General features: G+C 73.8%; 18 protein-coding genes and 1 pseudogene. 11 read left to right on the forward strand and 8 right to left on the reverse strand.

What is annotated here, in order from left to right; genetic code table 11:
• The first annotated feature begins 629 nt into the window (after positions 1–629).
• Together ABD54_RS17875 and ABD54_RS17880 are read left to right on the forward strand one after the other, a co-directional pair.
• Positions 630–1,484: a metalloregulator ArsR/SmtB family transcription factor gene (locus ABD54_RS17875; protein ID WP_047870644.1), complete on the forward strand. Its 855-nt coding sequence runs from the start codon at positions 630–632 to the stop codon at positions 1,482–1,484.
• The gene (locus ABD54_RS17880; protein WP_047870645.1) at positions 1,481–2,080 is read left to right on the forward strand and encodes a dihydrofolate reductase family protein; all 600 of its coding nucleotides are present in this window, start codon (positions 1,481–1,483) and stop codon (positions 2,078–2,080) included. Before ABD54_RS17875 ends, ABD54_RS17880 begins: the two co-directional genes overlap by 4 nt.
• A gap of 226 nt (positions 2,081–2,306) precedes the next feature.
• On the opposite strand, the gene ABD54_RS17885 is transcribed toward ABD54_RS17880, so the two are convergent.
• From ABD54_RS17885 to ABD54_RS17895, 3 genes are read right to left on the reverse strand one after another with little or no spacing between them, the layout of a single operon-like run.
• Positions 2,307–3,116: a cupin domain-containing protein gene (locus ABD54_RS17885; protein WP_047870646.1), complete on the reverse strand. Its 810-nt coding sequence runs from the start codon at positions 3,114–3,116 to the stop codon at positions 2,307–2,309.
• The gene (locus ABD54_RS17890; RefSeq protein WP_047870647.1) at positions 3,113–4,033 is read right to left on the reverse strand and encodes a PmoA family protein; all 921 of its coding nucleotides are present in this window, start codon (positions 4,031–4,033) and stop codon (positions 3,113–3,115) included. The genes ABD54_RS17885 and ABD54_RS17890 overlap by 4 nt, the downstream gene beginning before the upstream one ends.
• On the reverse strand, positions 4,026–5,165 hold the full coding sequence (locus ABD54_RS17895) for a Gfo/Idh/MocA family protein (RefSeq protein WP_047870648.1): 1,140 nt from the start codon (positions 5,163–5,165) through the stop codon (positions 4,026–4,028). Before ABD54_RS17895 ends, ABD54_RS17890 begins: the two co-directional genes overlap by 8 nt.
• Positions 5,166–5,320: 155 nt before the next feature.
• Between ABD54_RS17895 and ABD54_RS17900 the strand changes: the two genes are divergently transcribed.
• The 3 genes from ABD54_RS17900 to ABD54_RS17910 all read left to right on the forward strand — a co-directional run bounded on the left by ABD54_RS17900 (position 5,321) and on the right by ABD54_RS17910 (position 9,982).
• Positions 5,321–6,337: a LacI family DNA-binding transcriptional regulator gene (locus ABD54_RS17900; protein WP_047870649.1), complete on the forward strand. Its 1,017-nt coding sequence runs from the start codon at positions 5,321–5,323 to the stop codon at positions 6,335–6,337.
• 482 nt (positions 6,338–6,819) lie between these two features.
• Positions 6,820–8,466 (forward strand): amidohydrolase, encoded by a 1,647-nt coding sequence (locus tag ABD54_RS17905; protein ID WP_047870650.1) that lies wholly within the window; start codon positions 6,820–6,822, stop codon positions 8,464–8,466.
• A 181-nt stretch (positions 8,467–8,647) separates the two neighbouring features.
• Entirely contained in the window at positions 8,648–9,982 is a 1,335-nt protein-coding gene (locus ABD54_RS17910; protein WP_047870651.1) for an MFS transporter, read from the forward strand.
• A gap of 253 nt (positions 9,983–10,235) precedes the next feature.
• Here the strand turns inward: ABD54_RS17910 and ABD54_RS17915 are convergent, their stop codons facing one another.
• Complete coding sequence (locus tag ABD54_RS17915; protein WP_047870652.1) at positions 10,236–11,537, reverse strand: M20 family metallo-hydrolase; 1,302 nt, start codon at positions 11,535–11,537, stop codon at positions 10,236–10,238.
• A 231-nt stretch (positions 11,538–11,768) separates the two neighbouring features.
• On the opposite strand from ABD54_RS17915, the gene ABD54_RS17920 reads away from it, so the two are divergent.
• Complete coding sequence (locus ABD54_RS17920) at positions 11,769–12,914, forward strand: helix-turn-helix domain-containing protein (protein ID WP_047870653.1); 1,146 nt, start codon at positions 11,769–11,771, stop codon at positions 12,912–12,914.
• Positions 12,915–13,035: 121 nt separating this feature from the next.
• Here the strand turns inward: ABD54_RS17920 and ABD54_RS17925 are convergent, their stop codons facing one another.
• Both ABD54_RS17925 and ABD54_RS17930 read right to left on the reverse strand, forming a co-directional pair.
• Positions 13,036–13,263, reverse strand: a complete 228-nt coding sequence (locus ABD54_RS17925; protein ID WP_047870654.1) for a hypothetical protein — start codon at positions 13,261–13,263, stop codon at positions 13,036–13,038.
• A gap of 302 nt (positions 13,264–13,565) precedes the next feature.
• Positions 13,566–14,075, reverse strand: a complete 510-nt coding sequence (locus ABD54_RS17930; protein WP_047870655.1) for a TspO/MBR family protein — start codon at positions 14,073–14,075, stop codon at positions 13,566–13,568.
• Between the two features lie 115 nt (positions 14,076–14,190).
• Here ABD54_RS17930 and ABD54_RS17935 point away from each other — a divergent pair, with 115 nt between their 5' ends.
• The gene (locus ABD54_RS17935; RefSeq protein WP_047870656.1) at positions 14,191–14,970 is read left to right on the forward strand and encodes an alpha/beta hydrolase; all 780 of its coding nucleotides are present in this window, start codon (positions 14,191–14,193) and stop codon (positions 14,968–14,970) included.
• Positions 14,971–15,038: 68 nt separating this feature from the next.
• Here the strand turns inward: ABD54_RS17935 and ABD54_RS17940 are convergent, their stop codons facing one another.
• Positions 15,039–15,509 (reverse strand): hypothetical protein, encoded by a 471-nt coding sequence (locus ABD54_RS17940; protein WP_047870657.1) that lies wholly within the window; start codon positions 15,507–15,509, stop codon positions 15,039–15,041.
• A gap of 491 nt (positions 15,510–16,000) precedes the next feature.
• Positions 16,001–18,280: a glycoside hydrolase family 3 C-terminal domain-containing protein gene (locus tag ABD54_RS17945; protein ID WP_047870658.1), complete on the reverse strand. Its 2,280-nt coding sequence runs from the start codon at positions 18,278–18,280 to the stop codon at positions 16,001–16,003.
• Positions 18,281–18,379: 99 nt separating this feature from the next.
• On the opposite strand from ABD54_RS17945, the gene ABD54_RS17950 reads away from it, so the two are divergent.
• From ABD54_RS17950 to ABD54_RS17965, 4 genes and pseudogenes are all read left to right on the forward strand, one after another.
• On the forward strand, positions 18,380–19,135 hold the full coding sequence (locus tag ABD54_RS17950) for a TetR/AcrR family transcriptional regulator (RefSeq protein WP_047870659.1): 756 nt from the start codon (positions 18,380–18,382) through the stop codon (positions 19,133–19,135).
• A gap of 519 nt (positions 19,136–19,654) precedes the next feature.
• Positions 19,655–20,050, forward strand: coding sequence for a Fur family transcriptional regulator (locus tag ABD54_RS17955; RefSeq protein WP_013152074.1), 396 nt, complete (start codon positions 19,655–19,657; stop codon positions 20,048–20,050).
• Between the two features lie 207 nt (positions 20,051–20,257).
• Complete coding sequence (locus ABD54_RS17960) at positions 20,258–21,019, forward strand: 2,3-dihydro-2,3-dihydroxybenzoate dehydrogenase (protein WP_047870660.1); 762 nt, start codon at positions 20,258–20,260, stop codon at positions 21,017–21,019.
• Positions 21,009–21,410: pseudogene (locus ABD54_RS17965) on the forward strand (isochorismate synthase); the annotation flags it as partial. The gene ABD54_RS17960 and the pseudogene ABD54_RS17965, both read left to right, overlap by 11 nt.

The raw sequence follows: 21,410 nt of genomic DNA on the forward strand, positions 1-21,410 counted from the left end.
GGCTGGGGGAGAGGGGGTTTCGCGGGTGCGGTCGATGCGGCACAGCCGTCGCTGTCGGTGCGGTGCGGGTCGGTGCGGCGCGGTCGGTCATGGGGTGGTGCGGCCACGGGGCCGACCGTGCCGATGGGAACGGTGGCGTCCGTAGTTCGGAAAGCGCTTTCAAACGAGAAGTTAAGTGTTTGTTCTCAGCGCGTCAACGGTCTTGTCCTCCGCGTGTTTTCGTGTTAATAGAGGGGAGTTTTTCCTGTTCGGGACGGTGTTGGCTTGCCCGGAAGTGCTCCGTGTCAGCCTCCGAGGCTCTCGGGCGCGGCGGTGTTGTCGTGTGGGCGGCGAGCTGAGGCGTCCGTTTATGTGTCAGATGGGAAAGAAGGGTCGTGAGTGACGGAAGGTGCTTCGCCTGTGTTCGTGCGACGCGCTTCGCGTGGGCGCTGATCTGGCCGGGCTGCACGGTCGGAGATGCGGAACCGGGTGACAAGGAAAGCCCTTGCCAAACATGGGGCGCGTGCCGTCGCCGTCCGGGGTCGGAGGTCGGGCGCCTGAGGTGGGGGCGGGTGCGCGGGGCTCGGAGGGCGGCGTCGGCCATGAAATATTCCTTGACAAGAATATTCACTTCGAGGAATACTCGGGCCATGCACGAACGATTGGAGCTCCTGGGCGACCCCGCCCGACTGCGCATCGTCCGCCTCCTGGCGGAACGGCCGCTGTCGGTGGGCGTGATCGCGCGGCGGGCGGGGCTCCGGCAGCCCCAGGCGACCAAGCACCTGCAACGGCTGGAACACGCGGGACTGGTGGTCTCCAGGCGTTCGGGCAACCGGCGCGTCTACGCGATCGAGCCCGAACCCTTCCGCGGACTCGCCGCGCTGATGAGCGGCATCGCCGACACCGCGGAGGCCCACCGCGTCGACCGGGACGCCTTCGAGGCCTACTTCGCCGCCGTGGAGGCCGAGACGCGCGCGGCCGACCGCGAACGCTGGGCCGACGAGCGGACCTTCGAGTTCGAACGCGCACTGCAGGCCCCGCGCGCGACCGTGTGGCGCCACCTCACCGATCCCGGCCTGCTCGCCCTGTGGTGGGCGCCCCGGGATCTGGCCGTCACCGGGGTCGAACTGGACGCGCGGCCCGGCGGGCGCACCGCGCTCGCCTACCGCGACGCCGCCGACAGCGCGGGCGCCGACGGCGTCGTCGGGCGAGCCGAGGGGGTCGTGGACGAGGTCTCCGAGGGCGAGCGGATCGCGTTCCGGCTCTCCCCGCTCCTGCCCGACGGCGGCACCGCGTTCACGGGCCACTACGCCTTCACGCTCTCCGACACCGGAACGGGGGACGGCGGCACCCGGCTCGGGGTGCGCCTGCGCATCACCGACAGCGCCGTCGCCTCCGCCGAGTTCGTCGCCGGAATCGAGATCGGCTGGAACCAGTCGCTCGACGCACTCGCCGCCCTCACCGGCACGTCCCCGCACCACGACAAGGAACAGGAACCGTCATGACCGAGCACACCGGCCGCAGGGTCGTCACCAACATGAGCCTCACCCTCGACGGGAGGTACGCGGGTCCCGGCGGGCCCGGCGACACGGGTTGGGTGATGCCCTACGCCACCACCGACGTCGCCCGCGAGCACCTGACCAAGCTGTGGAGGCCCGCCACCACCGCGCTTCTGGGACGGGTGAACGCCGAGGGGTTCCTCGGGTACTGGCCCGCCGTCGCCGACGACGCCTCGGCCGACGAGCGCGACCGCGGCTTCGCCTCCTGGCTCGTCGGCGCCGAGAAGGTGGTGCTCTCCAGCACCCTCACCGAGGCGCCCTGGGAGCGCACGCGGATCGAGAACGCGCCCGCCGCCGACGTGGTGGACGAACTCAGGAAGGAGGAGGGGGGCGACATCCTCGTGCTCTCCAGCGCCAGCGTCATCAAGGCGCTGCTCGACGCCGACAGGGTCGACCGGCTTGCGCTGATGATCTTCCCCGAGTTCGTCGGCGGAGGGCCGAGGCTCTTCGAGGACGGCCTGCCCGCGGGGAGGTGGTCGCTGGCCGGGCACGCGGCCGGGGAGCACGGGGCGGTCCGGCTGGTCTACGACCGGGTGAGGTGACCTTCCCCGGACGCCCGCCGGAGCGCACGGCCCCGTGGCCGCTCCGGCGAGGCGGCCCGCTCACCTGCTCCGCCGAAACTCCGTACGCACAGGCCTGTGACCCTTTCCCGGAGTGCTCAGCGTCCCTTTTCGAGCCCTAAGGGGACTTCTGGGGTGAGCGGGGCGCCTGGGATCTCCGGGATGTCCGTGGTTTCTGGGTTACTTGGGTTTTTCGGGCTTGCGGAGGTTATGGGGCCTCTGGGTCGTCCGGGGCGCCCGAGTGCGTCGGAACATGCGTGATTTCTGGGGAATCCGACGCCTCCCGCGTGCCGGGGGTGTCCGCGACCCTCCACGTGCGCAGGCGTCCGCACATCCCGAAGGCCCGGGGACCCGGCCTCGGCTCGGTGCGCACCACGGCGGCCTCCCGCATGATCCCCGGGTCGCCCCCGGCCAGCGCCGCGAGCTGTTCCCGGGTGCGCTCCACCTCACGTTCCACACCCTCGCGCCAGATCTCCCGCCACTCCCGCACACGCGGCCGCACCACCTCCGCCGCGAGCCGGTGGAACTCCTCCAGCGCCCCCGCGCCCTCCTGCCGGACCGACGCGACCAGCTCCCAGTAGCCCCGCAGGGCCAGGTCGCGCCGGGCCCGCGCCCGCTCCGCGCGCAGCTCCTCCGACCCCTCCGCGGGCAGGACCGCCGCGGCGGCGTAGGCCGCGCGGTCGGCCAGCACTTCACGGGGGAAGGTGAACACCGCGTCGCCCGCCTCGGGCAGTCCCGCGTTCTGCATGACCACGGTGATCTCCAGCCCGCCGGAGTTCACCAGCCGGTGCACCGTGCCCGGTGCGAACCACAGCACGGCGCCGACCGCGAGCGGGTCGGCCGCTACGCCCCGCGGCGTGACCGTGTGCACCTCGCCCCGGCCCGCGACCACCACGTAGGCCTCCGACGACGCGGTGTGGACGTGGGGCGTGCCGCCGTGCAGGCCGTCGGGCGCCTCCCAGTCGTAGACCCGCAGGCCGCTGACGGCGGTGCCGCCGGGGAAACGGGGCGTGTTCACGGCGTGTCCTCCCCGGGCGCGTACTCCCGCGCGAGCGCACCGGCCTCGTCGGCGGCGCACACGCGGTCGACGAACACCAGGCGGTGGCGCAGGCTCAGGGTGCGCTCCGGCTCCAGGAGGATCTCCTCGTCGAAGGAGGGGGAGGGGCTGAACACGGGGAAGGGCTCGGTCCGCACGAACCACCTGATCGGGACGGCGGCGCTCGTGGTCCCGGCGTAGGCCAGGACGGTCGCGCCCCCGTCGATCTCGTCGTGCTGGCCGCTGAAGGCGATCCAGTTCGCCTCCGTGCCCATGACGTCGGCGCCGGTGAGGCCGGTCGCGCTGACCACGTCGCCGCCTGTCCACGACCGGGGGCCGCGCCAGAAGAGCCCGGTGTAGCCCGCGGCGGCGCGGCCGTGGGTGGTGGGGCTGCCCAGTTCGAGAGCCCTCCCGCGCACGTTGGTCAGCGAGGTCGCGAAGTCCAGCGCCCAGATCCCCCGTTCGCGGTCCGCCGAGTGGAACCGGTGGGTGCGCACCTCGGCGATCCACCGCTCGCCGTCCGCGCTCCTCCAGGCCAGGCGCTCGGTGACCGAGACGCCCCCGTCGTCGCGGGCTACGGAGGTGAAACCCTCGTGGCCGATGGCGCCGTTGTTGCCCAGCCACCGGTAGCCCTCGCCGCGGACGAAGGTCGGCCCTCCCCAGAAGTTCTGTCCCGAGACGTGGGACCAGGTCATCTGGAGGCCCTTGTGCCACCGGTGGTCCCACGGACGGAACGCGGTCAGCGGCGCGCCGCCGAGGGTGCGCAGGGGGTGCAGGTAGGGCTTGGGGGACTCGGTGGCGGGGGAGTCGGGGCGCAGCACGTAGCGCGCGATCTCGACCCCGCCCACCGCCACGGTGAGCGCGTCGTCTCCTTCGGCCAGGCTGGGGGTCTCAAGCACCTGCGGTCTCCTCCTTTCCGGTGAGGACGGCCGCGGCGGTGACCGCGTCGCCCCCGTGCATAGCGTGGTAGAAGCCGTCGTCGGGCGTCAGGTCCCGCCGCCGCACCGTCGTGCCGGTCAGGGCCGACCGGTACATGCCCGCGACGAGTTCGAGCGCGCGCCGCCCGTCGGGGCCGCTGGCGCTGGGCCGCTCCCCGAGTTCCATCGCGTCGAGCAGCGCGGCGAGCTGGGCCCGGTGCGAACTCGGCTCGTCCTCCACCGGCGGCCAGGACGCGACCGCGTCCGCGTCGCGCACGTGCGGCGCCGGGGTCCAGCGCCAGTGCGCGTTGTCGTAGCCGTAGAGGTGCTCCAGCTCGACCGTGGCGTGCTCGAAGTCGAAGCGCAGGTAGCTGGTCTCGCGGGGGGAGAGCAGGCTGTTGGCCACCGAGACGGTCGCGCCCGACTCCAGGCGCACGATCGCCATCGACACGTCCTCGGTCTCGGTGGACCGCGCGGTCGTGGACATCACGGCCGTGACCTCGGACCAGTCGCCGAGCAGGGAGAGCATGAGGTCCATCTGGTGGATGCCGTGGCCCATGCTCGGGCCGCCGCCCTCGGTCGCCCATCGTCCGCGCCAGGGGACCTCGAAGTAGTCCGGGGCGCGGAACCACAGGGTGTTGCACACGCCGACGAGCGGACGGCCGAGCGTTCCCTCGGCCAGGTGGCGTCGCAGGCGCTCGGCGCCGGAGCCGAAGCGGTGCTGGAACACGTAGCTGACGAAGGGCCCTCGCTCGGACCCCTCGTGGGCACCGACCTCGTCGTACTCGGCCAGGGACAGCGCCGGCGGCTTCTCGCACCACACCCAGCACCCGGCGTCCAGGGCCGTGGTCACCGCGTCCTTGTGCGCGACGGGCGGCGTGCACACGATCACCAGGTCGGGGGACTCGGCGCGCAGCAGGGCGTCGAGGCCGGTGTAGCGGCCGGGTACGCCCCACTCGTCGGCGGTCGCGGCCACGCGGCGCGCGTCGAGGTCGGCCAACGCGACCACCTCGACCCTGTCCCCCAGGGCGGCGAGCGCGGGCAGGTGCCTGCCCCGGGCGATGCCGCCGCTTCCGACGACGGCTACGCGAATCGGCGGTCTGGGACTCGGCACTGGCACACCCCTCGGAACACGAACCCGTGGTGAACGTTCACTTTCTGCGGCCGGGTCTAAAATAGTGATCGTTCACTTCCACCGTCAAGACCGACGCGGTCAAGACCGGCCCCGTCGGCGTGCGCCGCCGACGGGCCCCGCCCCAGGAGGAGCCGATGGCCGAGCCCGAACCGCTCAGGCGCCGACCGACCATCATGGAGGTCGCCCGCCTGGCGGGCGTCTCCCACCAGACCGTCTCTCGCTACCTGCGCTTCGAGGGCGGGCTCAAGGAGGCGACCCGCGAGCGCGTGGACGCCGCGATCCGGGAGCTCAACTACCGCCCCAACCTGGTGGCCCGGTCGATGCGCACGCGCCGGACCGGGCGCCTGGCGATCCTCCTGCCCGGCGTGCCCGGCGCCAGCCCGAGCCGGTTGCTGGCCGGGGCCATCGCGACGGCCCACGCGGAGGGGTTCGTCGTCGAGGCGGTGAGCGTGGACGGCGGGGTCGGGGCCCGGACCGAGCGCATGCTCGAACTCGCCGGATCGGGCCAGGTGGAAGGCGTCCTGTCCCTGGCCCCCGTCGCCCCCGACAGCCTCCGGGAGGCGGGCGAGGGCGCCTCCGTGGTCGTCTCCGCCGACTACGACGACGAGATGCGCGGGCTGGGAGAGATCGCCGACGGATCGGTCGTCGCCGATCTCGTAGAGGGGCTGGCCAAGGCCGGGCACCGGCGCTTCCTGCACGTGTCCGGCCCCCTCCAGTACGCCTCGGCGCGGGGACGCAGGCGTACCTACCTGGAGGCGGTCGAACGCCTGGGGCTGGAGTCCCACGGCGTGTTCCAAGGCGACTGGACAGCCGAGTCCGGCGCCGAGGCCGTGCGCTCCCTACCCGGGGACGGCGGGGTCAGCGCCGTCATCGCGGGCAACGACGTGGTCGCGGCGGGCGCGGTCCGCGCGGCGGTGGAGCGCGGGTGGAGCGTGCCGGGCGACCTCAGCGTGACGGGATGGGACAACAATCCGGTGGGCGCCTACCTCTCGCCCTCGCTCACCACGGTCGACGTGGACCTGGAACGGCTGGGCGTCAACGCCATGCGCCGCCTCGTCGCGGCCGTGCGGGGCACGGCGGCGGAGGTCGGGCGCGAGCCGCTCAACACGATCCTGTGGCGCGAGTCCACCGGTCCGGGCCCCTGGCGCTGACGGCGGGCCCCGTCCGGGCCCCGCGCCCCCACGCCTTCGTGTCCCCCGGACACCGGGGCGCCGCGGAGGCGCCCGGTCCGGGCCGCCCTGAGCACCGTACGCGCGACTGTGCGATGTGACACCGCGCAGGTAACGGCGTATGGCGTCCGTGTTTCGGAAATGTCACGCATCGGGCGGTTGTTGTGCACGTGCCTATCGCCGCGCGCCCAATACGCTGCGAATCGCCATTGTTCGCCAGCTCACAGTTGCTGCAACCTGGAGTGAAACCCCAGGTGGGGGCGGCGTGAACCGTGCGGCACCAGCGGAGGCGGGAGCACGCGCGACCGCCACGGCACGGGCGGTTCCACGCCCGCCGCCGACCCCGCGCGCGGTGCGTCCGCCGGCTCAGTCCGCCGGATCCGCCGGGTCCGGCCGCGCGCCCGCCCGGGACCCGGCCTCCGCGACCGCCCCGACCGCTGCACCCCACGGAGAACGCCTCCAGCATGCTCGACCTCAAACTGACCAACGCCCGCATCCGCACGGTCGACGACGACCGGCCCCTCGCCACGGTGCTCGGTATCGCCGCCGGGCGCGTCCTCGGCCTGGACGAGGAGGTCGCCGAACTGCCCGCGCGCAGGACGGTCGACTGCGGCGGCGCCGTGGTCGTCCCCGGCTTCGGGGACGCGCACAACCACATGGCGTGGTCCGGCCAGTCGCTCGCCGAGCTGGAGCTGGAGACCGTCTCCACCCTGGACGCCCTCTACGACGCGGTCGCCCGCGCCGCCGCGACGCTGCCCGAGGACACCTGGATCGTCGGCTCCGGCTACGACGACGCCCTGCTCGGCGCCCACCCCGACCGCCACGGCCTCGACCGGGCCGGGGACGGCCGACCCGTCTGGCTCAAGCACCGCTCCGGCCACATGTGCACCGTCAGCAGCGCGGTTCTGCGCCAGGCCGGGATCGACACCGCCGTGTCCGACACCGCCGCGGCCGACCCGGACGGGGGAGTGGTCGTCCGCGACGGCGCGGGCGCCCCCACCGGCCTGCTCCAGGAGCGCGCGCAGGAACTGGTGACCGCGCTGGTCATGCCCTACCCGGTGACCGAACTCGCCGACGCGCTCGCGCGGGCCTCCCGTGTCTACGCCTCCGAGGGCCTCACCCACGTCGTGGAGGCGGGCATCGGGCGAGGGCTGATCGGCCGCACCCCCGTGGAGGCCGCCGCCTACCAGCTCGCCCGCGACCGGGGCGAGCTGCTCCCCCGGGTCGAGCTCATGGTCGCCGCCGACAACATGCACCCGCTGGGCGGGCACGCCGACGACGGGATCGACACCGGCATCGACCTGGGGCTGCGCACCGGCTTCGGCGACGACCGGCTGCGTCTCGGGCCGATGAAGATCTGGCTCGACGGGTCCCTCATCGGCCGCACCGCCGCCGTCACCGAACCCCTCTGCGGGCACGGCCACGGCGTGTACCAGAACTCCCCGGAGGAGATGCGCGCGCTGGTCGTGGCCGCCCACCGGGCCGGGTGGCGCGTGGCCGCGCACGCCATCGGCGACGACGCCGTCGACGTCGCACTGGAGGCGTTCGCCGAGGCCCAGCGCGCGCTGCCGCGCCCCGACGCGCGCCACCGCATCGAGCACGCGGGCGTGGTGCGCCCGGACCAGCTTCCCCGTATCGCCGAGGCGGGCCTGGTTCCCGTGCCCCAGCCCCGGTTCCTTTACGCCCTGGGCGACGGCATGGCCGCCGCCGTGGGCCCGGACCGCGTGCCCTGGCTCTACCGGCACCGGTCCTTCCTCGACCACGGGCTGCGCGTCCCGGGCAGCTCGGACCGGCCGGTGGCCCCCGGGGCGCCGCTCCTGGGCATGGAGTCGATGGTGGAGCGCGTGACCGCCTCGGGAACGGTCCTGGCCGCCGACGAGCGTGTCAGCGCCGAACGGGCCCTGCGGGCCTACACGATGGACGCGGCCTGGGCCAGCCACGACGAGCACCGCAGGGGCAGCCTTACCCCGGGCAAGCTCGCCGACCTGGTGGTCCTGGACCGAGACCCCGTTGACTCCGCGCAGGAGGGCATCGGCACGATCCGCGTCCTGGCGACGCTCGTCGGCGGGGAGTGCGTGCACGGGGCGGACGTCCTCGACGGTCTGACCTGACCCGGCCTGAACTGCCCCGGCGCGGCCCGGACCGGCCCGACACGGCTTCCGGCCCCGTCCCACCCGGCCGGGCCCCGCCCGTGTCGGACGGGCGGTGCCGGGCGAACGCCCGCCCGGTACCGCCCCATCCCCTGAACACCGCGCCGCCGCCGGCGCGGACAGCGAATAGGAGAAACCAACCATGAGTGATCTCGACCCAGAGGCGACGGAGGAGCGCCCGGCCCGGGGCGGGCCGGTGGTGAGCGGTCGCGAGGCGGGCCGGATCGCTTTCGCGGCCTTCGTCGGCACCGCGCTGGAGTGGTACGACTACTTCCTCTTCGGCACGGCCGCCGCGCTCGTGTTCAACCGGCTGTACTTCACGACCCTGGACGCCACGGCCGCCACCCTGGCCGCGTTCGCCACCTTCGGCGTCGGCTTCGTCGCGCGTCCGCTGGGCGCGGTGCTGTTCGGCTGGATGGGCGACCGGATCGGACGGCGACCAGCGCTGCTGATCACCGTGGTCTCCATCGGTGTGGCCACCGGCCTCATCGGCCTGCTGCCCGACTTCGCCTCGATCGGCATCGCCGCTCCGCTGCTGCTGGCCCTGCTCCGGCTCGTGCAGGGCGTCGCGGTCGGCGGCGAGTGGGGCGGCGCGGTGACCATCGCCGTCGAGCACGCCCCGCCGGAGAAGCGCGGGCGCTACGCGGCCCTGCCGCAGATCGGGTCGCCCGTGGGCACCCTGCTCTCCTCGGGCGCGTTCTCGCTGGTCCTGCTCCTGCCCGCCGAGCAGTTCGACTCCTGGGGCTGGCGCCTGCCGTTCCTGGCGGCCTTCCCGCTGCTGCTGTTGGCGGTCTACATCCGCCAGAAGGTGGAGGAGTCGCCGGTCTTCGAGGAGATGGAGAAGCAGGAGGCGCGCTCCAAGGTCCCCGCGGTCGACGTGTTCCGCCACGCGTGGGGCAGGCTCCTCATCGCGATCGCCTCCGCCATGCTGGGCGTCGGCGGCTTCTACGTCATGACGACGTTCGCCATCAGCTACGGCACCGACACCCTCGGGCTGTCGCGCAGCCTCATGGTCAACGCCACCCTGGTCGCCGCGGTCGTGCAGATCGGCGTGATCGTCTACTTCGGGCGCCTGGCCGAGAAGCTCGGACCCGGGCGCGTCACCATGTGGGGCGGTATCGCCACGGCGGTGATCGCGTTCCCGGTGTTCTGGCTGATCGACACGGCATCGCCGGTGCTCGTGGTGCTGGCGGTGGCCGGGGGAGTGGGCTTCCTGTCCATCGCCTACGCGGTCTCCGGTGCGCTGCTCACCGAGCTGTTCCCGGCGAACCTGCGCTACAGCGGCGTCGCGCTGGCCTACAACCTGGCCGGTGCCCTGAGCGGTTTCCTGCCGTTCATCGCGACGGCCCTGCTGGAGAGCGCGGACGGCCGGTCATGGGTCGCCTCAGCACTGTTCCTGGGAATCGCCCTGATCACGGCGGTCGGCGGCTTCTACGGCGAGCGGCTGCGGGTGCGCGACGACGTGGTGGTGCGCTGACACCGCAGGGGGAAACGCGACGGGCGGTGACCGGGCAGCACCCCGGACACCGCCCGTTCCGCCGTCCGGACCCGTTCCGCGCCGAGCACGGGGAGCCCGCGGGCGCCCCGCCGCACGATGACGGGGGCGGCCGCCCTTCCCGGCGAGGGGGCTCCCCGTCCGCGTCCGTGCTCGGCACCCGGACGCGGCGAGGGGCCCGCGCGACGTGCGCGGACCCCTCGGCGCCCTCCGGCTCAACGGCCGGGCGGTGCGCTCACACGCGTCCGGGCGTGTAGGACCCGTCGGAGGCCAGTTCGCCCGCGCCGAGCCGCCGGACCACGTCGGTGAGCACCGCCAGGCCCGCGACCAGGTCGGCGTCCTCTGTGTACTCGCCCTCGTTGTGGGACACGCCCCCGACCGAGGGCACGAAGAGCATGACCGTGGGTACGCGCTCCTTCATGTTGATCGAGTCGTGCCCGGCCACGGTCATGACCTCGTCGCTGCTCAGCCCCAGGCTCCGGGCGCTGGCGCGGGCCAGGGCCACGCCTTCGGGCTGGTAGGGGTTGACGCCCCAGGCGTGGGAGAGGGTCTGCTCCACTGTGACGGAGGCCGCCGCCTCGATACGGGCGACCTGCTCCTGGAGCAGCCGGTCGGCCTCGGCGAGCACCTCCTCGTCGTGCGAGCGCAGGTCGAGCAGCAGCTCGGCGCGCGAGGGCACCACCACCGGCGAGTTCGGGTAGACGTCGAGCTGTCCCACGGCCGTGTGCAGGACCCCGGGGAACCGGTCGGCCAGCTCGCGCGCGGCCACGACCAGCATGGAGGCGCCCACGAGCGCGTCGCGGCGGTCGGCCATCACGGTCGCCCCCGAGTGCGCCTGCTCCCCGTGGACGGTGACCGCGTACTTGCGCGCGGCCCAGCTCGCGCTGACCAGGCCGATCGTGGTCGAGGACTCCTCCAGGACGCGTCCCTGCTCGACGTGGATCTCGGCGCAGAAGGCCGCCTCGGGCCCGTCGCCCCCGCCGAGGAAGCCCGTCGGGGCCAGGGCCTCGGCCACAGTGACCCCGTCCGCGTCGCGCGCGGCCAGCGCCGTCTCCAGGGGGAGCGCGCCGGTGTAGACGGCGCTGCCCATCATGGAGGGCGTGAAGCGCGAGCCCTCCTCGTTGAACCAGTTCACGACGGCGAGGTTGTACACGGGAGCGGGGGCTCCGGCGGCGGCGTCCTGCTCGGCGGTCCGGAAGACCGCGTGGGCGGCGGCCAGCACGCCGTAGGCCCCGTCGTAGCGACCCGCGGTGGGCTGGGAGTCCATGTGCGAGCCGACGACCACGTAGGGGGCGCCCGGCACCCGATCCAGCAGGCCGAACTGGTTGCCGACGCGGTCGTAGACCACCCGCAGCCCGCGCTCGGTCAGCAGCCCCTCCAGCCACCGCCGCTGGGCGATGTCGGGCCCGGTGGCGGCCTGCCGGTCGACGCCCCCCGACGGCGTGGCGCCGAAGGCGCTCATGGCCCGGAAGTCCTCCAGGAAGCGGGCGTCGGCGGATGCCGCGTCCTGTGACATGCCCTGTTCGTGTGCGGTCATGGCGGTGTTCCTCTCGGAGAACGTCGGGTCGCGGGGGCCGGGCGTGGGCCACGTCCATCCTCGCCACGCGCCCCGAGCCGCTCAATCGTCATCCACACAAGATTCCCCGGGGGTGCTGTGCATGTGCACATAGACTCGGTGCCGGACGCTGAGCGCGGGTGCCGAACGCCGGGCGCCGCACGCTGAGCCCCGGACACCGGAAGCCGTCGAGACGCACGAAGGGAGGCGGCCGTGACCGACCCCGCGGAGCAGGCCCCGCCCGCCGACGAGCCCCGCTCCTGGGCGGGCGTGGTCGAACTGCTGGCCGAGGACCGGGAGAACCTCGTCGAGGACTTCCTCCAGCGCCTGTCGGCCCTGGGCAACTACACCGACGGCATGGTCCCCGACTCCGACCTGCGCCAGAGCGCCACGGAGACCTTCGACATGCTCACCCGGCGGATCGCCGGGGTGCCCCTGCCCGACCACCTGCGCGACCTCTCCACCCGCCTGGGCGTGCGCCGGGCCCGCCAGGGCGTGGCGCGCGAGCACCTGCTGGAGGCGGTCCGGCTCGACTTCCGCGTGCTCTGGGCGGGGCTGGTGCGTGCGGGCGGGCCCGGGTCCTCGCAGATCCTCGTGCTGCACGCCGAGGAGATCCTCACCACGGTCGAGCAGTACATCAGCGACGTGCAGGCCGCCTTCCTGGAGGAGCGGGCCGCGCTGGAACGCGACTCCCGGGCGGCGGCGGCCCAGGCCTTCTCCCGTCTGCTCAACTCCGGGGACCGGGCCGCCGCCGTGGCCTCCGAGGTGGCGGGCACCCTGGGGCTCCCCGAGCACGGGACCTTCGACGTGGCCTTCGTCGTGCCGCCCCCGGAGCGGGAGCAGCGGCCCGCGGCCCGGGTCCGCGAACGCGGCGGCGGGCTGGCCTGGGAGTTCGACGACGGCGTCGCCCTGGTGCGCGAGACCGCCCGGACGCCGTGGCCGGACCCGCCCCCGGGGGCCTCGGGGGGACTGGTCGCGCGGGTGCGGGGGCTGGCGGCGGTCCCGGCCTCCGTCGAGGCGGCCCGCGTCCTGTCCGGCTACGCCGCGCCCGGCGGGTTCGTGCGCGAGGAGGACGTCTGGTCCGCCATCGCCCACGACCAGCTTCGGGGCCTGATCCCCGGTTTCGGACGCGACCGGGTGGAGCGCTTCGAGCGGCTGGACGGGGACAGCCGGGCGCGGCTGCTGGAGACGCTGGCCCACTACGCCGCGACCGGGTCGGTCAAGGCCACCGCCGAGGCCCTGTACTGCCACCGCAACACGGTGGTCAACCGGCTCCAGGCCTTCCGCGAGACCACCGGCCTGGACCTGACCGTCCCGGCCGAGGCGGCCCGTGCCCTGGTGCTGTTCTCGGGGCGTTAGCGCGCGGATCGGCCGCGCACAGAGCAAGTGCGGCCCGGGAGGGGTTCCGGGCCGCACGCGGGACCTCCGTGCTCTGACGCTCGCTGGGGGGGTCTTCCGAGGAAGGCGTGTGGGGACGCCGTTACTTCACGCTCACCGCCGTGAAGACCTCGGCCTTGTCTCCGTCCTCCTCCACGGTCTTTCCGGTGGAGGCGAAGTCGAAGGAGGCGTCCTCACGCTTGAACCGGTAGCTCTTCTGTGGGGAGGCCACCTTGGTGAAGGTCCCGTCGAGGTCGCGGATGCCGACGAAATCGACGGTGTCGGGCACGATCAGCTTGATGCGCTTCATGCTCGGCTGGATGATCCGCATGCTTCCTCTTTCTTTCTCGGTACTCCTCCTGTGTGACGGCAGCACTCTCCGTCTGGTGTCCGGGTCATTCCCCATAACGGAACGATAAAAATCAGGACAGCGATTTTCGTGTGTCCCGTGTCGCTTCGGCGGTGTGCGACGAATCCGGGCGAACGTGTCGAAAGGAGTGTGCGAACTGCGGGAACGCCCTCTGGATGCCGGTGCGGGGCCGAGCCCCGAATCGGGCGATCTGCCCAGGGCCAAAAAGGGTTTTCTTTGCCGACCGAAACCCTCCAGGGAGGGCGTCCGCCGCGTATGGTCCCTCAGCCGCCCGTGTTGAGCCACCAGACGGAGAGGTTGAGCGCGGTCGCGAACACAGTCCAGGCCCAGTAGGGCACCAGCAGTGCCGCCGCCCAACGGGACCGGCGGGCGAACAGCACGATGGTCGCCGTCAGCGCCACCACCAGCAGGCAGATGTCGACCAGGGCCACCCCGCGCAGACCGGCGGCGAAGAACAGCGGCGTCCACGCCGCGTTCAGCGCGAGCTGGACGAAGTAGAGCGTCAGCTCGGTCCGGGCGCCGCGCCAGCCGTGGCGGCGCCAGACCAGCCAGCCCGACACGGCGATCATGGCGTACAGCGTGGTCCACACCGGGCCGAACACCCAGGAGGGCGGGGCCCACGAGGGTTGGCGCAGGGCGGCGTACTCCGCGGCGGTGCTGGTACTGGAGAGCACCCCGACGAGCGCGGCGGCGGTGACGGCGGCGGCGAAGCCGACCAGGCCCAGCAGGGACGCGCGGGTGGAGGGGGTGTGCGAGGCGGCTGCGGCGGTCATGGCTTCTCCCCGGGGTCGGCGGTCGGCTTCTGGTCGGTGCGGGTGCCCGGTCCGCGACCGTGTGCCTGTACCGCTACCTCCATCTTTCCCTCATTAAACAAGTATCTTGGAAAGCGTGAAGAAAAAGAACCGGAAACGCGGCCGCGCCGCGAGGGCGCTGGGGATCGCCGCGCTCGCCCTGACGCTTCTGCTCGTCCTCGCCGCCGGGGGCTTCGTGGTCTGGGCGCTCAACCCCTACCAGGCGCAACCGCGGGCGCTGGGCGAGGCCGTCGCCGCCCCCGGCGTCGAGGTCGACGTGACCGACGACGCCGTGGTCGTCAGCTCCACCCACGCCCCGCCCGAGGCCGGGGTCGTCTTCTACCCGGGCGCGCGCGTCGCACCCGAGGCCTACGCCGCGCCCTGGGCGCTGGTCGCCGCCGACACCGCCGTGCGGGTGGTCATCCCGAGGATGCCGCTGAACTTCGCGGTGTTCGACACCGACCGAGCCGACCGCGCCATCGCCGACCACGGCGACGGAGTCGACGCGTGGTACGTGGGCGGGCACTCGCTGGGAGGCGCGATGGCCGCCTCCCACCTCGGCGGGCGCACGGACGACACGGTCGTCGGACTGGTCCTGTGGGGCTCCTACGCCACGGAGGGCGCGGGCCTGGCCGCACGCGAGGACCTCGCCGTCATCTCGGTCTCGGGCGGCTGCGACGGCCTGTCCGATCCGGCGACGGTCGAGGAGAACCGCCCGAACCTGCCGTCCGACGCGCAAACGCACCAGGTCCAGGGGATGAACCACGCCCAGTTCGGCGCCTACGGGGAGCAGTCGGGGGACCTGCCCGCCGACATCGGCGACGCCGAGGCCCACCGCCGCCTCGCCGAGGTGACGGGAGGCTTCCTGGACCGGTAGGCCCGCATGTGCCAGGAGCCCGTACCCCCGAGGCGGTACGGACTCCTGGCACGAGGGGGATACCGGCCTCACGCGGCGGCGGAGCGGGAGCCGCGCACCAGCACCACGGCGGCCAACAGGGCGTCCTCCGCCTCGTCCAGCGCGGCCTGGACGTGGTGTCCGTCCGGAGCCGAGTGCACCGCGATGAGCGCGTGCGCCGCGCACATCGCAGCCTCGGCCGCAGCACCCGGACGTGAGGGGTCCGGGTCGGTCGCCCACTGCCAGTCGCTGACGGTCCGCTCCATCCTGCGGTACAGCAGGGCCTGACCCATCTCCCGGTCCTGTACCGCGTGGGCCCACGCGTTCGGCGCTCCCTCGGCGGGGCGCACCGAATCCGGGCCGGCCTGGATCTCCGCCGCGGCGATCAGGCTCTGCGCGAGCGCGGGCGCGTCCTCCTCGTGCGCGCCGCCGCTGCGGTGCATGGGATCGAACACGGGAGGGAGTCCCAGAGCGGTCAGTGCGCGCACGATCGGTCCGGGGTCGCCGATACCCTGCGTCATCTCAACCTCCGGCTGTCTGCTTCGGCACATCTCCAGCCCTCTACCCAGTCATCGGCTACTTCCCGAACGCATTCCCAGCGTTTTCGTCGAAAAACTCCGAGGAGCGCTACGGAGGTGCAACGACACAGCCCCGGGCCGGGTTCCTACCGTCCGTCGCGAATCACGCGGGTTCCGGTGGTGCCGGGCCCCCACCCGAGCCGTCCCCGGGCAGCGGAGACCATGGGCGGGGAAGGCCCACCCGGTGAGGAACCCGCCCAGGGCCGAGGTCAGCTCCTCGGCGACGTGGTGACCCGAGTCGATGCCGCCACGGGACAGCGGACGCGGTCGGCCTCCGCGTCGCCGATCGGGGCGTGCTGGTAGGTGAAGCCCTCGAAGACCGCCCCGGTATCCCCGCCGCCGCACCGCCGGTACGGGGCCCGACGCGGGCAGGGGCGGGGCGGAGAAAGGACCGCCGTGGCGGAGAGAAGGGTCCGCCCGGCCGGGCGGACCGCTCAGTCCTCGGCGTTGATCCTCGCGACGAGCGCTTCGAGGTCGTCCAGCCCCGTCGGGCCGAAGCTCGCCAGGCGGCGGATCGGGATCGAGGCCATCATCCGCGCCATGTCCGTACCCATGGCGTTGTCGGAGCCCTCGGCCGCCGCCGGAAGTGTGAAGGCCCGGGCGAGGAGGGCCGCCGCCCCGGGGTCGTCCATGACCTCGCCCAGCGTGGAGTCGAGCGTCACCGGAAGGCGCAGCGCGTCGCCCTCGACGGAGATCGCCGCCGTGGCCCGCAGGTCGCGGCTCGAAGCGCCCGCCGACACCACGTACTCGCCGCCCTCGACCACCCATCGGTCGGCCCGCACCTCCCAGTAAGCCAGGTCCTCGCGCGGCAGCAGGACGCTGACGCGCTCGCTGCGGCCGGGCTCCAGGGTCACGCCCGTGAAGCCCTTCAGCTCACGCGGCGCCCGCGACACGGCCGAGTCGGGCTTGGCGACGTAGAACTGCACGACCTCGCGTCCGGTCCGGTCCCCGGTGTTGGTCACGGTCAGGCGCGCGGTGATCCCGGCGCCGTCCTGCTCCAGTTCGATGTCGGAGTAGGCGAAGCTCGTGTACGACAGGCCGTGCCCGAAGGGGAAGGCCACCTCCATGTCGCGGGCGTCGTACCAGCGGTAGCCCACGTACAGGCCCTCGCCGTAGAGCGCGGCGGAGTTCTCCCCGGGGAAGTTGAGGTAGGCGGGGGTGTCCTGCAACCGGACCGGTACCGTCTCGCCGAGCCGCCCGGACGGGTTGACCCGGCCGAACAGCACGTCGGCGACCGCGCCGCCGCCCGCCTGGCCCAAGAGGGCACCGTCCAGGACCGCGGGGGCCAGTTCGGCGACCGGGGTGAGCCGCAGCACGCCGCCGTGGGAGAGCACCACGACAGTGCGGGGCTGCGCCCGCGCGACGGCCGCGAGCAGGTCGAGCTGTTCGGCGGGGAGTTCGATGTGCTCCCGGTCGAAGCCCTCGGACTCCTGGTGCTCGGCCAGGCCCAGGAAGACCACGGCGGTGTCAGCGCCGGTCGCGGCGCGCACCGCCTCCTCGCGCAGCTCCGCGGTGCGGCCACGCTCCGCGTCGCCCCGCGCGTCGGCGGCGTACCCGGCGGCGAAGGCGACCGCGCCGGAACCGGCCAGGGCGCGGATCTCCTCCAGCGGGACGTCCACGCGCGTGGGGTTCACGTGGGAGCTGCCGCCGCCCTGGTAGCGCGGGTTGCGGGCGAAGTCGCCGATCACCGCGACGGACCCGCCCGGCGCGAGCGGCAGGAGCGCGCCGTCGTTCTTGAGCAGGACGACGCACCGCGCGGCCACCTCGCGGGCGAGGGCGTGGTGGGCCCCGACCTCCCGTGCGCCGACCTCGGGGGTGAGTGCGGAGTCCGCCGCGCGTTCCCGGCGGGAGCCGCGCGCCCTGGCGGCCAGTGCGGCCACGCGGGAGGCGGCCGCGTCCACGTCCTGCGCCGAGCAGGCCCCGTCCTCCACGGCCGCGAGGAGCCGCGCGTCGCTCGCGCCGCCGTCGCCGGGCATCTCCAGGTCCAGCCCGGCGGCGACCGCGGCGGGCCGGTCCCGCACCGCGCCCCAGTCGCTCACGACCACGCCGTCGAAGCCCCACTCCTGGCGCAGCACCGTGGTGAGCAGCCAGTGGTTCTCCGAGGCGTAGACGCCGTTGATTCGGTTGTAGGAGCACATCACGGTCCACGGGGCGGACGTGCGCACGACCTTCTGGAAGGCGCGCAGGTAGATCTCACGCAGCGTGCGCGGGTCGACGTCGGAGCTGGAGCGCATCCGGTCGTGCTCGGCGTTGTTGGCGGCGAAGTGCTTGAGCGAGGCGCCCACGCCGGTGCTCTGGAGGCCGCTCACCCAGGCGCCGCCCAGGACGCCGGTGAGGACGGGGTCCTCGGAGAAGTACTCGAAGTTGCGCCCGCCGCGCGGGTCGCGCTTGATGTTGATCCCCGGGCCCAGGAGCACGTCCACACCCAGCGCCCCGGCCTCGGCGCCCAGGGCCGCGCCCACCCGTGCGACCAGGTCGGGGTCCCAGCTCTGGGACAGGCCGACGGCGGGCGGGAAGCAGGTCGCGGGCAGGCTCTCGGACAGGCCCAGGTGGTCGGTGGCGCCGGCCTGCCGGCGCACGCCGTGCGGCCCGTCGGTGAGCACGAGCGAGGGGACGTCCCCCACGGCCTTGGTCGTCCAGAAGTCGGCGCCGCTGCTCAGTGATGCCTTCTCCGCCGGTGTGAGCCCGCTGAGGTCGGTCGGGTCGTGGGTCATGGCTGCTCGCTCCTGTCCGGGGGAACGCGGGTCGGTAGGGCGTCCGCGCGAAAACAGTACGTCATGCGGTTTTCGAGCGGCAAGTGCTACAGTCGCGCCATGGCACGACGAGGCTCCTACGCGAAGGGCTTGGCCAAGCGCGGGGAGATCCTCGACGCGGCGCTCGCCGTCATCGGACGCGACGGGTACAGCCGCGCGACGGTGCGCGAGATCGCCGACGCCGTCGGACTCAGCCAGAACGGCCTGCTGCACCACTTCGGGAGCAAGGAACGGCTCTTCGTCGAGGTGCTGCGCCACCGCGACGAACTCGACCGGCTGGCCTACGGGGAGGGCGCCGACCGGGGTTCCGGGGCCGGTGTCCGGCGCCCCGACGGCGCCGGGGAAAGCCCCGACGGCGCCGAACGCGGTCCTGGCGCCGCCGGACGCCCCGACATCGCCGATTCGCTGGTGCGGCTGGTCCGGCACAACGCCGGGGTGCCCGGCCTCGTGCAGCTTTACTCGCGCCTGTCCGCGGAGGCCGCCGAGGAGGGGCACCCCGCCCACGGCTTCTTCCGGGAGCGCTACGCCACGGCCCGCGGGATCATCGCGGAGGAGATCCGGCGCCTCCAGGCGCGGGGGCGGTCCTCCGCAGAGCAGGACGCCGACCGCCTGGCGGTGCTGGCCGTGGCCCTCATGGACGGCCTCCAGGCGCAGTGGTCCTACGACTCCGGCGTGGACATGGCCGACCACATGGCCCACTTCCTCGGCCTCGTCGGCCTGCGGGCCGCCGGGCCGGACCCGGCGAGTGAGGAGCGGGTTCCCGGGGGCGCGGCCCCCGACGGCCCGGTTCCCGGGGGCTCCGCCGCCGAGGGGTGACGCCGGGCCCGGGCCCCGCCGGTTCGGGGTCGGGAGTCCGCCCGCGGGAGCCGGGGGCGGCTCCGCCCGGTGCGCGGGCGGGCTGTGGCGCCACGGGAGCGGTGCCGACCGGTCTCCGGTCGGGCTTCGACCGTCCGCCTGTGGCGGGTGCCGGGTGCTCGGTGGCGGGGCCTGTTCGGTCGCGGGGGCCGGGTCGGGGCGCCGTGAGCCGGGATGGACGCACCCCCGTGAACGTGCCCCAAGACGCCATGACCTCCGCCGAGGCGGCTTCCGCGATGCGCGTACCCGGCCCGGTCGGGCGACGGTTCCGGCGAGGTCCAGGTGCCGGATTCCGGTGTAGTTAGGGAGGTTTTGAGGTGGTACGGGCGCGACCGTGGTACGGTTATGAAAATCATTTCCATGCAGTCTGTGTCACATGACCGGAGGCCCGTGACGTGTCTGGAGGCAGGCGACGGCGCCCGGCGCCGGGGGCGGCGGGCACGCCGTTCACCGTGAGGACCGACCGGGCGGCGGTCTGAGATGCCCCGGGTGTCCCAGTACGACGACGTCGTCCTCAAGGCCCTGGGGCGGAGCACGCGCTTCCGCAGCTGCCAGGAGATACACCTCGCCCTCTCCGGAGGGCGCTCCCGTGCCCGCAGGCCGCCCAGCCTGTCCACCGTCTACCGCACGCTCCACCGGCTGGCGGAGGAGGGCGTCCTCGACACCCTCCACTCGCCCGAGGGGGAGCGCCTCTACCGGCTGTGCAGGACCTCCTCCCGTCACCACCACCTGCTGTGCCGGGTCTGCGGGCGGGTGGAGGACATCGCGCAGGCGGACGAGCTGGGGAGCGTCGTCGAACGCATCCGCGAGGACAGCGGTTACGGCTCCCTGGACTACTCCTTCGAGCTGTCGGGCGTGTGTCCGGGCTGCACCTAGGCAGCGCTTGCCGGGCCCGCGCTTTCGGCCCCGCGCTTCGGTCCGCGCCCGGGTGCCCGCACCCCCGCACCACCCACGCGTGCGGGGGCGGCGCGGGAAACGGATCCCGGTCGGGAGCGGTGCGCCGGCCGCGGACCGCCGGGACCCGCTGCCGTGTTCCATGAGAGGAGGGTCGTGTCCACGACCCGTTCTGCACAAGACCCCGGTGTGGCCCTGGTGACCGGGGCCGCCGGGGGCATCGGCTCCGCCGTCGTCCGGGGGATGGCCGAACAGGGCTTCCGCGTCGCGGCCCTGGACGTGGCCGGGGAGGGGGCCCGCGCTCTGGCCGCGGAACTCACCGACCGGGGCCACCGCGTCCGCGACTACGCGGTGGACGTCACCGACGAGGACTCCGTCGAGCGGGCCGTGGCCTCGGTCGAGGAGGAGTTGGGCGCCGTCACCGCCGCGGTCAACGTCGCCGGCGTGCTGCGCTGGGGCGCGGTCACTGGCTTCCCCTCCCGGGTGTGGCGGGAGGTCTTCAACGTCAACACCCTCGGCGTCTTCCACGTCTCCCGCGCCGCGGCCCGCGTCATGGTCCCGCGCGGCGCCGGGAGCATCGTCACCGTCAGCTCCGACGCGGCCGCGGTGCCCAGGGCCGCCATGGCCGCCTACGCCGCGTCCAAGGCCGCCGCGACCCACTTCACGCTGTGCCTGGGCCTGGAGTTGGGGCCCCACGGGATCCGCTGCAACGTCGTCTCGCCGGGATCGACCGACACCCCGATGCGCCGCCAACTGTGGGAGGACGGGCCCTCCTCCCCGGAGGCCGAGCCAGGCAACGACCCCTCGGCGTTCCGCCCGGGCGTCCCGCTGGGCCGGGTGGCGCTGCCCGGGGACGTCGCGGAGGCCGTCGTCTTCCTGGCCTCGCCGCGCGCCCGGCACGTCACCCTGCACGACCTGCGCGTGGACGGAGGAGCGAGCCTTGGCGCCTGAACCCCTGGGAAGCCTGCCCGGCCCCTTCGTCCTGTCCACCCCCGACCACACGCTGACGGCCCTCGGCGCGCCGGGGCGCTCGCGCCCCCTGCCCGGCGGAAGCTCGGACCTCGCCAAGGAGGCCGAGGCCGCCCTGCGCGATGCCCGCGCCGCCGGGTGGGACGCCCCCCGGGTCGTGGGCGCCCTGCCCTTCCGGAGGGGCGCCCCGGCCTCGCTCATGGTGGCGGACGTCGTCCGCACCGGCCCGCGCCCGTGGGGTGCTCCTGGCGGGGACTCCCGGCGCGGGCCGCTCTTGCGCGACCGCTCTCCGCTCACCTCGGGGGGTCCCCCTTCCGGTCGGAGGTCCCGCCTGGACTCACCGCGGCTCCCGGGCGGAGGCTCTCTACTCCAA

It is taken from the genome of Nocardiopsis sp. RV163 (assembly GCF_001029525.1).
Taxonomy (GTDB): domain Bacteria; phylum Actinomycetota; class Actinomycetes; order Streptosporangiales; family Streptosporangiaceae; genus Nocardiopsis; species Nocardiopsis dassonvillei.